This is a genomic window from Mycobacterium sp. OAS707, from assembly GCF_014873705.1.
Lineage (GTDB): Bacteria > Actinomycetota > Actinomycetes > Mycobacteriales > Mycobacteriaceae > Mycobacterium.
Genome location: NZ_JADBDS010000002.1, coordinates 724,699 through 737,250, shown reverse-complemented (window position 1 = coordinate 737,250; position 12,552 = coordinate 724,699). Strand labels below are relative to the sequence as shown.

General features: G+C 66.2%; 16 protein-coding genes and 1 tRNA gene. 9 read left to right on the top strand and 8 right to left on the bottom strand.

Annotated elements, in window-relative coordinates:
- The first annotated feature begins 53 nt into the window (after nucleotides 1–53).
- The 3 genes from GGC64_RS14415 (at nucleotide 54) to GGC64_RS14405 (ending at nucleotide 1,063) form a co-directional block, all read left to right on the top strand.
- The gene (locus GGC64_RS14415) at nucleotides 54–479 is read left to right on the top strand and encodes a DUF3052 domain-containing protein (RefSeq protein ID WP_192723181.1); all 426 of its coding nucleotides are present in this window, start codon (nucleotides 54–56) and stop codon (nucleotides 477–479) included.
- Nucleotides 479–943 carry a peroxiredoxin gene (locus tag GGC64_RS14410; RefSeq protein WP_192723180.1) on the top strand — a complete coding sequence of 155 codons (465 nt, stop codon included), beginning with the start codon at nucleotides 479–481 and terminating at the stop codon, nucleotides 941–943. Before GGC64_RS14415 ends, GGC64_RS14410 begins: the two co-directional genes overlap by 1 nt.
- Before the next feature lie 45 nt (nucleotides 944–988).
- Nucleotides 989–1,063: transfer RNA gene (locus GGC64_RS14405), tRNA-Val, on the top strand.
- Between the two features lie 53 nt (nucleotides 1,064–1,116).
- Here GGC64_RS14405 and GGC64_RS14400 read toward each other — a convergent pair.
- The 3 genes from GGC64_RS14400 to GGC64_RS14390 all read right to left on the bottom strand — a co-directional run bounded on the left by GGC64_RS14400 (nucleotide 1,117) and on the right by GGC64_RS14390 (nucleotide 3,033).
- Entirely contained in the window at nucleotides 1,117–1,575 is a 459-nt protein-coding gene (locus GGC64_RS14400) for a hypothetical protein (protein WP_192723179.1), read from the bottom strand.
- A gap of 230 nt (nucleotides 1,576–1,805) precedes the next feature.
- Nucleotides 1,806–2,558 (bottom strand): cutinase family protein, encoded by a 753-nt coding sequence (locus tag GGC64_RS14395; RefSeq protein WP_192723178.1) that lies wholly within the window; start codon nucleotides 2,556–2,558, stop codon nucleotides 1,806–1,808.
- A gap of 79 nt (nucleotides 2,559–2,637) precedes the next feature.
- Complete coding sequence (locus GGC64_RS14390; RefSeq protein ID WP_192723177.1) at nucleotides 2,638–3,033, bottom strand: VOC family protein; 396 nt, start codon at nucleotides 3,031–3,033, stop codon at nucleotides 2,638–2,640.
- Between the two features lie 435 nt (nucleotides 3,034–3,468).
- Here GGC64_RS14390 and GGC64_RS14385 point away from each other — a divergent pair, with 435 nt between their 5' ends.
- Entirely contained in the window at nucleotides 3,469–5,043 is a 1,575-nt protein-coding gene (locus GGC64_RS14385) for a cellulase family glycosylhydrolase (RefSeq protein WP_225951738.1), read from the top strand.
- A 25-nt stretch (nucleotides 5,044–5,068) separates the two neighbouring features.
- Here GGC64_RS14385 and GGC64_RS14380 read toward each other — a convergent pair whose 3' ends face one another.
- Complete coding sequence (locus tag GGC64_RS14380; protein ID WP_192723176.1) at nucleotides 5,069–5,896, bottom strand: oxygenase MpaB family protein; 828 nt, start codon at nucleotides 5,894–5,896, stop codon at nucleotides 5,069–5,071.
- A 35-nt stretch (nucleotides 5,897–5,931) separates the two neighbouring features.
- On the opposite strand from GGC64_RS14380, the gene GGC64_RS14375 reads away from it, so the two are divergent.
- Nucleotides 5,932–6,894 carry a cobalamin biosynthesis protein gene (locus GGC64_RS14375; protein WP_192723175.1) on the top strand — a complete coding sequence of 321 codons (963 nt, stop codon included), beginning with the start codon at nucleotides 5,932–5,934 and terminating at the stop codon, nucleotides 6,892–6,894.
- Here the strand turns inward: GGC64_RS14375 and GGC64_RS14370 are convergent.
- The 3 genes from GGC64_RS14370 to GGC64_RS14360 are packed head-to-tail and all read right to left on the bottom strand — an operon-like array spanning nucleotide 6,848 to nucleotide 8,830.
- Nucleotides 6,848–7,666 (bottom strand): SURF1 family protein, encoded by an 819-nt coding sequence (locus tag GGC64_RS14370; RefSeq protein ID WP_192723174.1) that lies wholly within the window; start codon nucleotides 7,664–7,666, stop codon nucleotides 6,848–6,850. The genes GGC64_RS14375 and GGC64_RS14370 overlap by 47 nt on opposite strands.
- Entirely contained in the window at nucleotides 7,666–8,160 is a 495-nt protein-coding gene (locus tag GGC64_RS14365; RefSeq protein WP_192723173.1) for a low molecular weight protein-tyrosine-phosphatase, read from the bottom strand. The genes GGC64_RS14370 and GGC64_RS14365 overlap by 1 nt, the downstream gene beginning before the upstream one ends.
- A complete protein-coding gene (locus tag GGC64_RS14360) occupies nucleotides 8,153–8,830 on the bottom strand; it encodes an HAD-IA family hydrolase (protein ID WP_192723172.1) in 678 nt (225 codons plus the stop codon). Before GGC64_RS14360 ends, GGC64_RS14365 begins: the two co-directional genes overlap by 8 nt.
- Before the next feature lie 33 nt (nucleotides 8,831–8,863).
- Here GGC64_RS14360 and GGC64_RS14355 point away from each other — a divergent pair, with 33 nt between their 5' ends.
- From GGC64_RS14355 to GGC64_RS14340, 4 genes are read left to right on the top strand one after another with little or no spacing between them, the layout of a single operon-like run.
- Nucleotides 8,864–9,004, top strand: a complete 141-nt coding sequence (locus tag GGC64_RS14355; protein ID WP_192723945.1) for a hypothetical protein — start codon at nucleotides 8,864–8,866, stop codon at nucleotides 9,002–9,004.
- The gene (locus GGC64_RS14350; protein ID WP_192723171.1) at nucleotides 9,001–10,128 is read left to right on the top strand and encodes a Nif3-like dinuclear metal center hexameric protein; all 1,128 of its coding nucleotides are present in this window, start codon (nucleotides 9,001–9,003) and stop codon (nucleotides 10,126–10,128) included. The genes GGC64_RS14355 and GGC64_RS14350 overlap by 4 nt, the downstream gene beginning before the upstream one ends.
- The gene (locus tag GGC64_RS14345; protein ID WP_192723170.1) at nucleotides 10,125–10,862 is read left to right on the top strand and encodes a zinc ribbon domain-containing protein; all 738 of its coding nucleotides are present in this window, start codon (nucleotides 10,125–10,127) and stop codon (nucleotides 10,860–10,862) included. The genes GGC64_RS14350 and GGC64_RS14345 overlap by 4 nt, the downstream gene beginning before the upstream one ends.
- Nucleotides 10,859–11,959, top strand: coding sequence for a bifunctional RNase H/acid phosphatase (locus tag GGC64_RS14340; protein WP_192723169.1), 1,101 nt, complete (start codon nucleotides 10,859–10,861; stop codon nucleotides 11,957–11,959). The genes GGC64_RS14345 and GGC64_RS14340 overlap by 4 nt, the downstream gene beginning before the upstream one ends.
- Here GGC64_RS14340 and GGC64_RS14335 read toward each other — a convergent pair.
- Nucleotides 11,948–12,529 (bottom strand): helix-turn-helix domain-containing protein, encoded by a 582-nt coding sequence (locus tag GGC64_RS14335; RefSeq protein ID WP_192723168.1) that lies wholly within the window; start codon nucleotides 12,527–12,529, stop codon nucleotides 11,948–11,950. The genes GGC64_RS14340 and GGC64_RS14335 overlap by 12 nt on opposite strands.
- Nucleotides 12,530–12,552: the final 23 nt, after the last annotated feature.

The following is a 12,552-nucleotide window of genomic DNA, read 5'->3' as shown; positions in this document are numbered from 1 at the left end:
TGAGACATCACCGGGCGCATCGTGCGCCCGAGCTGGCTGAAGGAGGACCGACCGTGGTCGCGGCGGATGACGCCCCGAACTACGCCCGCAGACTGGGCATCCAACGAGATCAGGTTGTGCAGGAGTTGGGCTGGGACTCCGACGTCGACGACGACATCCGGGCCGACATCGAAGAGGCGTGCGGCGGCGAGCTGCTCGACGAGGACGCCGACGAGGTCATCGACGTGGTGCTGTTGTGGTGGCGCGACGGCGACGGCGATCTCGTGGACAACCTGATGGACGCCATCACCCCGCTCGCCGACGACGGCGTGATCTGGGTGGTGACGCCGAAGACGGGCAAGCCGGGCCACGTGCAACCCGCCGAAATCGCCGAATCGGCGCCGACAGCGGGCCTGATGCAGACGTCGTCGGCCAATCTCGGCGACTGGATCGCCAGCAGGCTGGTGCAGCCGAAATCCAAAGCGGCCGGCAGGCGGTAGTGCTGGAAGTCGGTAGCGAGGCGCCGGACTTCACGCTCAAGGACCAGAACGGCCAGCCCGTAACGCTGAGCAGCTTCCGCGGCGTCAAGGATGTGCTGCTGGTGTTCTTTCCGCTGGCGTTCACCGGCATCTGCCAGGGCGAGCTCGACGAGATACGCGACCACCTGGCGGATTACCAGAACGACGACACCGCGACGCTGTCGATTTCGGTGGGTCCGCCGCCTACGCACAAGGTTTGGGCGACGCAGAGCAGTTTCACGTTTCCGGTGCTGTCCGACTTCTGGCCGCACGGCGCCGTCGCGCAGTCCTACGGCGTGTTCAACGACGACACCGGCTTTTCCAATCGCGGCACGTTCGTCGTGGACCGGTCGGGCGTGATCCGGTTCGCCGAGATGAAGCAGCCGGGGGAGGCGCGGGATCAAGCCGTGTGGACCGAGGCGCTCAAAGCGCTGCGATCGGGCTGACGGATTTCCACCTGCAGGTCATCGACCGGTAGCCTGCCCGAGCAGGGGCGCGTAGCTCAGTGGTAGAGCTCTGGTTTTACACACCAGCGGTCGGCGGTTCGATACCGTCCGCGCCCACCAACATTCAGCGAGGCCAGCTTCGTGTGATCGTGGGTGTTTATTGGCGACTTCCGTTAGATGCCGTCGACATAGTCACCGGTGCAGATGTTGTAGTGCCCGGCTGGATTGAACGATTCTCCGTAGCCGGGGAAGTACCACTTCGCCGCTTGATACATCAGCTTGCCGTCGCAGTTGCCGAGGTTGTAGGCCACGATCGTCGCCGGTTGTTTGACCGACTGTGCGACGCTGAAGGCCCCCGGCGGTATCGCGTAGGAAGTACCCGTGCCGATGGCCTGTTCGCCGCCCCATGAAGACCATGTGATGTCCCAGATATCGCCCGTCGGGTCGCCTCCGTTGTTGACATTGGTCGGCGCTACCGTTCCGTAGCCCTTGGTGTTCGGGTTCCAGGCACGACCCAGAGTCGGTTGTGGGTCGGCCGACGCGGAGGGTGCGCCGATAGTGGAGCAGGCAGCCACGGCGATGGTGGTCGCGATGACCGCTGCGATCGGTCTCGCAAGCGTCTTCGTTTTCATTGGCGTGCTGTCTCTCTTGTCCGGGTAGGTGCCGTTTCGCTGTTGGCGGTTCGGGGTGGCTGGTCATCCGCAAGGCTGCAGCGGACGCCTTGGTGGTTTCTTGCTGGGCAGTTCAACTGGGTTCCACCTCGGTACTGGGTGGTGATCTGGACAGGGAGTTACCCACCAGCGGTCGGCGGTTCGATACCCTCCGCGCCCACCAGCCTCATCGAGGTGGGCCGTTGTGCCCGTCAGTGGAGAGCCAGGGGCGCTTCGGCCGCCGTGGAGGGTGCGAGCGTCGCATAAGGCCCTGACGTCGTCGGAAGCTGGGCGCCCAAGAGATTCGCGATGACGAAGCTCGCCGCCTGATCGGTGTAGACGGGTACGTAGCCCTCGGTGTGTCCGCTCCATTCGTTGCCGGGGCCGGCGTGACAGATCGGGTCAGCGGGATTGCACAGATCCATCGCCTTGGCACCCAGCAGAGAACTCTGGGTCGTTATCGGTGAACCGCTGCGGTCGCCCACATTGCCGAAGGTGACGACCGCCGCGACGTTGTCGGCGTATTGGGCTGGCAGCGTAGTGCCCCTGAGCAGACCGCCTACCGAATTGCCGGTGACGATGTCCACCACCGACGCGCCCTGCGAATATCCGCCAAGCACCTGCGGCGTGTTAGGGCATTTGTCGGCCATGGATTTGATGTGCGCTACGGCGTCCTTGGAGCCGTCGTCGGTGTGCAACTGGAGCAGGCTCGCCTTGTAGTTCACCGCGTACGCACCGATGTTCATGCCGGTCTGCTCACGCAGCGCGTCCACGAGGGCCTGGCCCACGCGCCCGAGGCCGACCGGTTCGTCGGTGCCGCGGGCGAAGGTCACCTCGATGTCCGGGCAGTCGTCGGCGCTGGCCAACGGCACAGCGGGCGAGAGGGCGCTTGGCGCGATCAGCGCAGCACCGGCGGCCAGCACAGCGGCGGCGCCGAGGCCGGCGCGTCGCAGACGGTTGCTCATCGGCAGATATTACCGAGAAACCGCGAGTGGGTTCGCATCTGTGGCAAAGCGGCGCGGTAACTGCGAGCCGCGATTGCCATCACTCCGGCGGGGCGAAGAACTCCAGCGCGTTGCCGTCCGGGTCGCGGAAACTGACGCCCGACCCATAGTGTGCGTCGACGATCCCGCCGTGTTCGATGCCGAGGCCGTTGAGCTTCTCGGCCCACTCCTGCAGCTCGGCGCGGCTGGCGCAGCCGAATCCGACGTGATCCAGCCCCGCACGGAACTCGGTGAACTGCCCACCCTCGATGTCGCGGTCGTGCTGGTGGATACCGAACAGCGTGCCGTTTTCGAACGCCCAGACCAGATGCCGGAAACCGGCGTCGGTGTGCTCGTCGAGCACGGGATCGGTTCCGATCAGCGTTTTATACCAAGGTCCGCTGACGTCGAGATCGCGCACTGTGAGCGCGACGTGGTTGAGGGCCGGGAAGGCCATCGTGGACTCCTCACTGTTCACATCGAGAAAGACGATCTACATACGTCACCGGACGTGACCCGGTTCACCACTGATCATTGACCCTCGAGCGGGCAAACGCGACGGTCCTTGACCGTGCAACGTCCCCTCCGCGTGCGTCGCGGCAAATTTCGCGGCGGTTTGCCTATTCGGAACGTAACCATGATCATTGCTGTCCAGCAAACGAATTCGCGCACGTTTCAGGTGCTGTCTAGTTTCTCCAACTAAAGAGTCGGGCCTTTGCCACCAGTTCAAATTGACGCTTCTGATGTTTCAGGTGCGCGCATCCTCTACAGGAAACGCGCAGCTCTGATGGCAAAAACTTCTTGCGAGCGTGATTAAACGTTGTCGTTGCTGGGAACCAAAGAATTGTATCGATGGAGCCGGTGCGGGGGCCGGTAAGCAATGGATCACGAAATGGGGATACTCGTGCGGCAAAGGGAGAAGAAGGGCCAGCTTGGGCGGCCCGTAGTCAAGATCGGTATTGCAATTACGGCCTCAGCGGTCATGTCCGCCGGGGCCGCAAGTCTGTTGATGGCCGGTGGCTCGGGGCCTGTCGTGCTGCCCTACGCCACCATGGCGGCCATCAACACATCCAACACCACGGTCGGGTTCGCGGACTCGGACCTGATCGGGATGTCACAGGCCGACATCGACCGGACGCTCGACGAGATGCAGGCGATGGGCGTGCAGAACGTCCGGATCCTGATCCCGTGGAACGGCATCGAGCTGCAGAACGACTTTTTCTACTGGAACAAGGTCGATGCGCTCGTCAACTCGGCATATGAGCGCGACATGGGCATTCTCGGCGTGCTGAACTCGACGCCGGCCTGGGCCACCGAACCCGGGCAGCCCGCTCCCGCGAGCCCGCCCGCATCGACGGCGGAATATGCGGAATTCGTTGGCGCAGTGGCAGAACGCTACGCCGGCAAGGTATCGGCCTATGAGATTTGGAACGAACCCAACGCCGCGACCTTCTGGTATCCATCACCGGACCCGGCTGAATACACCCAGCTGCTGCAGGCGGCTTATCCCGCCATCAAAGAGGCCGATCCGAACGCCACCGTCATCGGGGGCGTGGTCGGCTGGGTCACCGACTATCCGAACCTCGCCATCAGCCCGGCCAAGTACGTGCAGGGCATGTACGACGCCGGGGCGCAGGGCTATTTCGACGCGCTGTCCTATCACCCGTACCAGTACCAGGTTCCGTTCGGGCAGGGCAGGCCATATGGTCCCGCCTCGCCGATCAATCAACTCGACCTGATGCACCAGGAGATGGTCGCGAATGGTGATGGCGACAAACTGATTTGGGCCTCGGAGTACGGCGAGCCGACATCGGTTGTCAGTGAGGCAACCCAGGCCTCATTCATCTCGAACTTCCTGAACACCTGGAGCAGCTTCGACTACACCGGGCCGTCGTTCATCTACACCACGCGTGACCGGCAGACGGGAAGCACCGACGATCAGGACACGTTCGGTGTGCTGCGTACCGACTGGTCCCGAAAGCCGGCCGCGAACGTGATCCAGCAGTGGACGGCGACGCATCCGCAGTCACCGCCGCCGAGTTCGGTCACTCTGGCAGCCTCGACGGGTACTGCGACGACGACGTCGACGACCCCGACTGCATCGACGACCACCGCGGTGGCGCCGATGGCTGCGACGGAGGTGCCGCAGAGCACGCTGACCACGACGGCGCCGACGACCGAAACATCAACGGCGCCAACGGCTACGGCGACAGCGACTCCGGCGACGGCGACCTCTGAGCCGACGGCTACGACAGGTACGACCTCGACGGGCACGACGTCTACGACGGGCACCACGTCGACGGGCACGACGTCGACTGCCACGACCGGCACGTCGAGCACCTCTACCGGGTCGACCGCTACCAACTCGACCGGGACGAGCTCAACGGGCACCACCAGTGGCAGCACCGGATCCACAAGCGGTAGCACCGGTTCCACGAGTTCCGGCTCGTCGACCGCAACGAAATAATTCGAGGGGCGTCAAGGCAGGCGGGTCAGATGACCCGCCTGCCTAGGCGTGCCCTGGTTCGCATGCTGCGCAGGTACAGCCCGTACCAGAACAGCCAAAAGTCGCGGGGGATAACGTGATCGGCGATGCGCAGCGTCATCAACAGCATCTCGAACAGTCGTTGGTGTTCAGGCGTCCACGGCAGCCGCATGTGCGTGCGGAACTCCTGCGGCAGGAATCCCGTCGTCGCAAACAGGTTCACCGGGCCGACGAGTTGCCGAAGCGGGGTCGGCAGAAATGCCGCTGTTGCAACGCCGTACAGGTGCTCGCGCACCGGCGGATCGATCCGAAGCTCCTCGAGCGAACTCTTCCAGTACGCGTCGAACGCCACCCGGTCGGCGGGCCACATGTCTTCGCGCACTTGCAGTGTGGTGCCGAGCTTCTTGGCGTCCTGGTACACCGCATCGGCGGCCGCCTCGTCCAGTGGGCCGTAGAGAAATTCGTGCTGATCGATGTAATAGCGGTACAGGCAGGCGGCGACCCAGAGCTGCAGTCGAGGGTTGAACGCGTTGTAGGAAACCGGACTCGATGCGGTCGACCGGATCATGGCATGCACCTTGTCGATCTCCTTGCGGACCAGTGCGCGGTCCGCGTCGGTGCCGACGGTCGCGGCGGCCAGGTAGTAGCCGGTGGTGCGAGAGCGCTTCAACGGATGCTTGTACACGTTGCCGCTGTCGACGGGGCTCTCCAGCACGCCGTACCCGATCGCGGGTGCGGCCAACTGCATGATCACATTCGCCGCAGGCAGCAGCACCGCGGCGGGGTTCAGCAAGTCGGCGACCCTGGTCGGACGCCGGGGCGGGCCCAGCCTCATGAAACCGAGTAGACCACTTGTGAGACGCTCCCGGGGTGTTTGTGCCAGCGAGTCGGGGTCGCGTCGCGGGAATCTCGGGCGGCTATCTCGCCGACCTGTTGTTCGGTGATCCGCGCCGGGGCCACCCAGTCGCGCTGTTCGGTAGCGGCGCAGCGGCTTTGGAACGGCTGACCTACGCCGATTCCCGCCGCGCCGGGGCGGTACACGTCGCGACACTGCTTGGGGCCCTCGGTGTGCTTGGTGTCGCCTTCGAACGCACTGTCAGGGGTCCGGTATTGACGTCGGCGGCCACGGCGGCCGCGACGTTCGTCGCACTGGGCGGCACGTCGTTGTGTCGCGCCGGCCACCAGATGGCCGACCTGCTGACCGCCGATGATGTCGCGGGCGCACGGCAGTTGTTGCCGTCGCTGTGCGGTCGCGACCCGGCCGCGCTCGACTCCGCGGGCCTCACTCGAGCGGCGCTCGAATCCATCGCCGAGAACACCTCCGACGCGCAGGTGGCGCCGGTGTTGTGGGCCGCAGTCGGCGGAGTGCCCGCGGTGCTCGTCTACCGCGGCGCCAACACTCTGGATGCGATGATCGGCAATCGCTCGGCCCGATACCTCCGATTCGGCTGGGCCGCAGCACGATTCGACGATGCCGCCAATTTCGTCGCGGCCCGGGTCACGGGCGTACTCGTGGCCTTGTGTGCGCCGCTGGTCGGCGGTTCACCCACCGGAGCACTCCGTGCCTGGCGCCGCGACGCGGCCCGTCACCCCAGTCCCAACGCGGGCGTGGTCGAGGCCGCCTTCGCCGGAGCGCTCGGCGTGCGACTCGGCGGGCCGACGCAGTATGCCCACGAACTGGAGATCAGGCCGACGCTCGGCGACGGGCGTGCCCCCGAAGTCGCTGATCTGGTGCGGGCGGTGCGGTTGTCGAAACTCGTGCAGGCCGCTGCCGTCGCGGTCGGTCTCAGCGCCGCCTGCCGTATCGGTCGGCGAGCTTCTGCTCGATCGTGAGCGGCGCGTCGGGCTGCGTCGGTGCGGCGGCCTTCTCGCGTCGGCGCTCGCGGATCTCGGCGTAGATGAAGTAGCCCAACAAGATCGGGGCGATGATGCCGAACGCAATCCACTGGATGCCGTAGGACAGGAACGGGCCGGCATCGAGCCGAGGCAATGCGATGACGCCGAGACCGCCGGGCTGATCCTCGACGAGTTGGACATAGGACCCGGCCACCGGCGTCCGGGTGAGCCCCGAGATCTGTGCGGTGTTGATCGAATACACCTGCTGCGTGCCGTCCTCCCGGAAGGGCTCCTTGCCGGTCACCACCGGCTCGGAGTCGCGCAATCGTGCGGTGATCGTGACCGTCCCGCTGGGTGGCGGTGCGAACGCGGGCACCTTCGAGCCCTGCTCGGGTCGCACGTATCCCCGGTCGACCAAAACCACCGGGCCGCCGTCGACGGCGAACGGTGTCAGCACCTCGAACGCGGGGTCACCGTCGATGACGCGAAGCCGGGCCAGCACCTGCTGCTCGGGCAGATAGTGACCGGTCGCGGTCACCCGCCGCCACTGCGCGTCCGGAGCGGACGAATCCTGCTGTGGCAGATAGGTTTTCAGCGGCACGGGGTCGGCTGACACCGAGTTCGAGATCTGGGTGTTCTCACGCGACGTCTTGGTGTTCTTGCCCAACTGCCATGGTGCCAGCACGGTGAAGCACAGATACGCGAACGCGAGCACCACGACGAACAGCGCCAACCACGCCGGCCGCAGCAGAAACGCCAACCGTCGCATCAGCTTGCGATGCCCCTGCCGGCCAACTGCTCGTCCACCCAGTCGTGCAGCCCGGGCAACGACGCCTCGATCACGGTGTACACGTCCTCGAAATCATCGTGCGTGCCGTAGTACGGGTCTTCGACGTCGAGTGCGTGCGCCCCCGACCGCGGGTCGAACGACCGCAGCATCCGAATCCTATTGGGCGGAACACCCATTTCCCGCAGCATCCGTTCATGGTTGCGACCAAGAGCCACAACAAGATCCGCCGCCAAGTGGTCGCTGTCGATCTGCGCGGCGCGGTGCGCGGTGGGATAGCCGTGCTCACGCAGTACATGGGCAGCGCGCTGATCGGCGGGATCGCCCGCATGCCAGCCGCCGGTGCCCGCGCTGGTGACTCGTACCGCGTCGGACAGGCCACGCTCCTTGATCTGATGGGCGAACATCTTCTCGGCCATCGGCGACCGGCAGATGTTGCCTGAGCAGATGAAGGTGATGTGCAGCGGCTCAGACACCCAACACCTCGCGAAGGTCGGCCACGGTCGAGACATGGGCAAGCGCCCTGACCGCGTCGGGATCATCAAAGTCGGCACGGCCGTAACCCCAGCCGACTACGACGGTGTCGATGCCGTGCTCGGCGGCGCCCTCGACGTCGTGCGAGCGGTCACCGACCATCAGCACCCGATCCGGCAGCGGATGTAGCTGGGCCAGCGCATGCGCGACGACGTCGGATTTGGTTGCCCGCGTGCCGTCGACACTGGCACCCGCGATCACCTCGAAGTGCCCGTCGAGGCCGAAGTGGGCGAGGATGCGCCGCGCGGTCGGCTCCGCCTTCGACGTCGCCACGGCCAGCCGGACACCGGCGGCCTGTAGGTCGGCCAACAGTTCGGCGATGCCGTCGAAGAGCCTGTTCATCGCCCAGCCGCGGGTGGTGTAGTCGGCCCGATAAGCGGCGATCGCGGCGTCGGTGTGTTCGCCGAGGCCCATTTCGGTCAGGGTGTGATGCATCGGCGGGCCGACGACGCGGCCTGCCAAATCGCCGTCGGGCACGACCGCCCCGACCTGTCCGAGTGCGTGCCGGAAGCTGGACACGATGCCCTGCGCGGAGTCGGTCAGGGTGCCGTCGAGGTCGAAGAGCACCAACTGCGGGCGCGCTGCGACGGTACTGCGCAGGGTTTCTGTCACGAGTCCATTGTCGCCGACGTCTAGTGTCGTGCTGTGGCCAGTCAACCCCGTGCCGCCGTGCGCTACGACGGCGACCAGGCCGCGGAGCCCGGCATGCTGGACTTCGCCGTCGACGTCCGCGGCGCTGAGCCGCCATCGTGGCTGGTCGACGCGATTGCCGAGTTCGTGCGATGAGCGTGCCGCTGTCGGAGATCATCGGGTTGCTCGACGCGGCCTACCCGCCGCGGCTGGCTGCGGACTGGGATTCGGTCGGCCTGGTGTGCGGCGATCCGGACGAACCGGTCGAGACGGTGACCGTGGCCGTCGACGCCACCGCTGCCGTCGTGGCCGAGGTGCCCGACCGCGGAATGCTGCTCGCACACCATCCGCTGCTGCTGCGCGGCGTCGACACCGTCGCCGCAAGCACCGCCAAGGGCGCCCTGCTGCACCAGATGATCCGCACCGGGCGGGCGTTGTTCACGGCGCACACCAACGCCGACGCGGCCGCGCCAGGGGTGTCCGACGCGCTCGCCGATGTGCTCGGGTTGACCGTCGAGGAGGTGTTGGAGCCGATCTCCGTCGGTGCCGGCGTGGACAAATGGGTGGTGTTCGTGCCCGCCGATGCCGCCGACGCCGTGCGGGAGGCGATGTTCGCCGCCGGCGCAGGCCACATCGGCGACTATTCGCACTGCAGCTGGAGCACGCCGGGCACCGGGCAGTTCCTGCCGACCGAAGGCGCGTCGCCGACGATCGGCACGGTCGGCAGCGTCGAGCGGGTTCCCGAGGATCGGGTCGAGATGGTTGCGCCTGCGCGATTGCGCGCGCATGTGCTGGCCGCGTTGCGGACCGCCCATCCGTACGAGGAGCCTGCGTTCGACATCTTCGGGCTGGCCACCGTACCCGGCGATGTGGGACTGGGTCGAGTCGGTACGTTGCACAGGCCAGAGCCGTTGTCCGCGTTCGTAGCCCGTGTCCATGACGCGCTGCCTCCGACCTCGTGGGGGGTGCGGGCCGCAGGTGATTCGGAGGCGACGGTGTCGAGGGTCGCGGTGTGCGGGGGAGCGGGCGACTCGCTGCTGAACACCGTCGCCGATGCGGGCGTGCAGGCGTATGTCACCGCGGATCTACGTCATCATCCTGCCGACGAGCACACGCGGGCATCGGATGTCGCGCTTGTCGACGTCGCGCACTGGGCCAGTGAATTTCCGTGGTGTAGGCAGGCGGCCGACCTGCTGCGCAGCCATTTCGGCGACGCGCTGCCGGTGCGCGTGTCGGCGATACGCACCGATCCTTGGAATGTCGAGAGAAACAGGACATGAAAGCTGAAGTAGTTCAACAACGTTCGCTGCTCGAACTGGCCCAGGTCGACGCCGAGCTCAGCCGCCTCGCGCATCGCGGCAAGAACCTGCCTGCACAGCAGCAGCTCGAAGAAGCTCAGACGGCGCACCGGGAGGCCAACGACCGGTTGGCCGTCGTGCAGATAGCGCTCGAGGACCTTGACGGACAGGTGGCCAAGTTCGAGTCCGAGATCGACGCCGTCAGGCAACGCGAGGACCGGGACCGCGGCCTGCTTGCGGCGGGCACCATCGACGCCAAGCAGCTCACCGACCTGCAGCACGAACTAGAGACGCTCGAGCGTCGCCAGTCCAGCCTGGAAGACTCCCTGCTGGAGGTGATGGAGCGCCGCGAGGAGCTGCAGGGGCAGCAGGCGACTGCGCTGGCCGAGATCGACGAGCTGCAGACCAAACTGACCGATGCCCAGAGCGCATGCGACCAACAGCGTGCCGAGATCGATCAGCAACGCCACCAATTCGTTTCTCGCAGAGACGAACTCGCGGCGTCCCTGGATCCTGAACTGGTCGGGCTGTACGAACGCCAGCGCGCCCACGGCGGGCCCGGTGCGGGGCTGCTGCAGGGGCGACGTTGCGGCGCGTGCCGGATCGAGATCGACAAGGGCGAGTTGGCCCGCATCTCGGCTGCCGCCGACGACGAGGTGCTGCGCTGCCCGGAGTGTGGGGCAATCCTGCTGCGAGTCAAGGGAACCGGCGCGTGAAGGTGATCGTCGAGGCCGACGGCGGGTCACGGGGCAACCCCGGTCCTGCGGGCTACGGGTCGGTGGTGTGGACCGCCAACCGCGCTGCGATTCTGGCCGAAAGCAAGCAGGCCATCGGGCAGGCCACCAACAACGTCGCCGAATACCGCGGACTGATCGCGGGGCTCGAGGAGGCCGCCAAGGTCGGGGCCACCGAGGTCGACGTGTCGATGGATTCCAAGCTTGTGGTGGAACAGATGTCGGGCCGGTGGAAGGTCAAACACCCCGACATCGCCGCGCTGCATCAGCAGGCCACCGCGTTGGCCGCCCGGTTCGAGCGCATCACCTACACGTGGATTCCGCGTGCCGAGAACAGCCACGCTGATCGGCTTGCCAACGAGGCGATGGACGCCGCCGCTGAAATCGAAGCTGCCGCGGAAGCGCCCGCCCAATCGCAGACGCCCACCTCGCCCGCCGGTTGGATCGGTGCCCGTGGCGCGCCGACCCGATTCCTGTTGCTGCGTCACGGGCAGACCGAATTGTCCACGCAGCGTCGGTATTCCGGTCGTGGCAACCCGGCGCTGACCGACGTCGGCAGGCGGCAAGCGGAGGCGGCCGCACAGTTCCTCGCGCAGCGGGGCGGCATCGATGCCGTCGTGACGTCACCGCTGCAACGCGCTTACGACACCGCGGCTGCGGCGGCGAAAGCGCTCGGCCTCGAGGTCACGGTCGACCATGATCTGATCGAAACCGATTTCGGCGGTTGGGAGGGGCTGACGTTCGGCGAGGCCGCCGAGCGGGACCCCGAGCAGCACCGGCGCTGGCTGCGCGACACCAGCATCGCCCCTCCCGACGGTGAGAGCTTCGACGGCGTCGCCGAACGCGTTCGCCGTGCGCAGGCGCGAATCATCAACGAGCACAACGGCGAGAATGTGTTGGTGGTGTCACACGTGACACCGATCAAGACCTTGCTGCGGATGGCGTTGGACGCCGGCCCCGGCATCCTCTACCGGCTGCATCTGGACCTTGCTTCGCTGTCCATCGCGGAGTTCTATCCCGACGGCGTGGCCTCGGTACGGCTGGTGAACCAGACCGCCTACTTGTCATCAGCTGTGTAGGTGGAGCCGTTCGCCGTGCACGCCGAATAAGGTGATCGCCTCGACGGGCTCGTCGACGACCCCGAACCAGTGCGGCGTCCACGTCGAAAACTCCACGGCCTCACCGGATTTGATGACAAAGTCCTTCTCGGCGAGGAGCAGCCGCAGCCGGCCGGACAACACATACATCCAGTCCTGGCCTTCGTGCACAGGCAGTTCCGCGGGCGGAGTGCGTCGACGGGCGTTGATCTTGATCTTGTAGGCGTGCAGCCCGCCTGCCGGGCCATGGCGCGTCAGCGGCCAGTACGTGATGTCGTTGTGGGTGTGCGATGCACCCCTGATTCGGGGGTCCTCGGCCTCCGGGGCGCGCAGCAGCTCGTCGGTGCTGACCGACAGCGCGGCGGCCAGACGGGGGAGATGATCGAGTGCAAGCCGACGCTTTCCGGCCTCCAGCCTGCTCAGCGTCGACACGTCGATGCTGGACCGGGTTGCGACGTCCTCGAGCGTCAGCCCACGCTGCGTGCGCAGCTGTCTCAGCCGCTGCCTGACCCGCAGATCGAAGTCTTCATTGCCCGAGGTTTTTGCCTCCATGGCAAAACAGTTTGATTGATCGG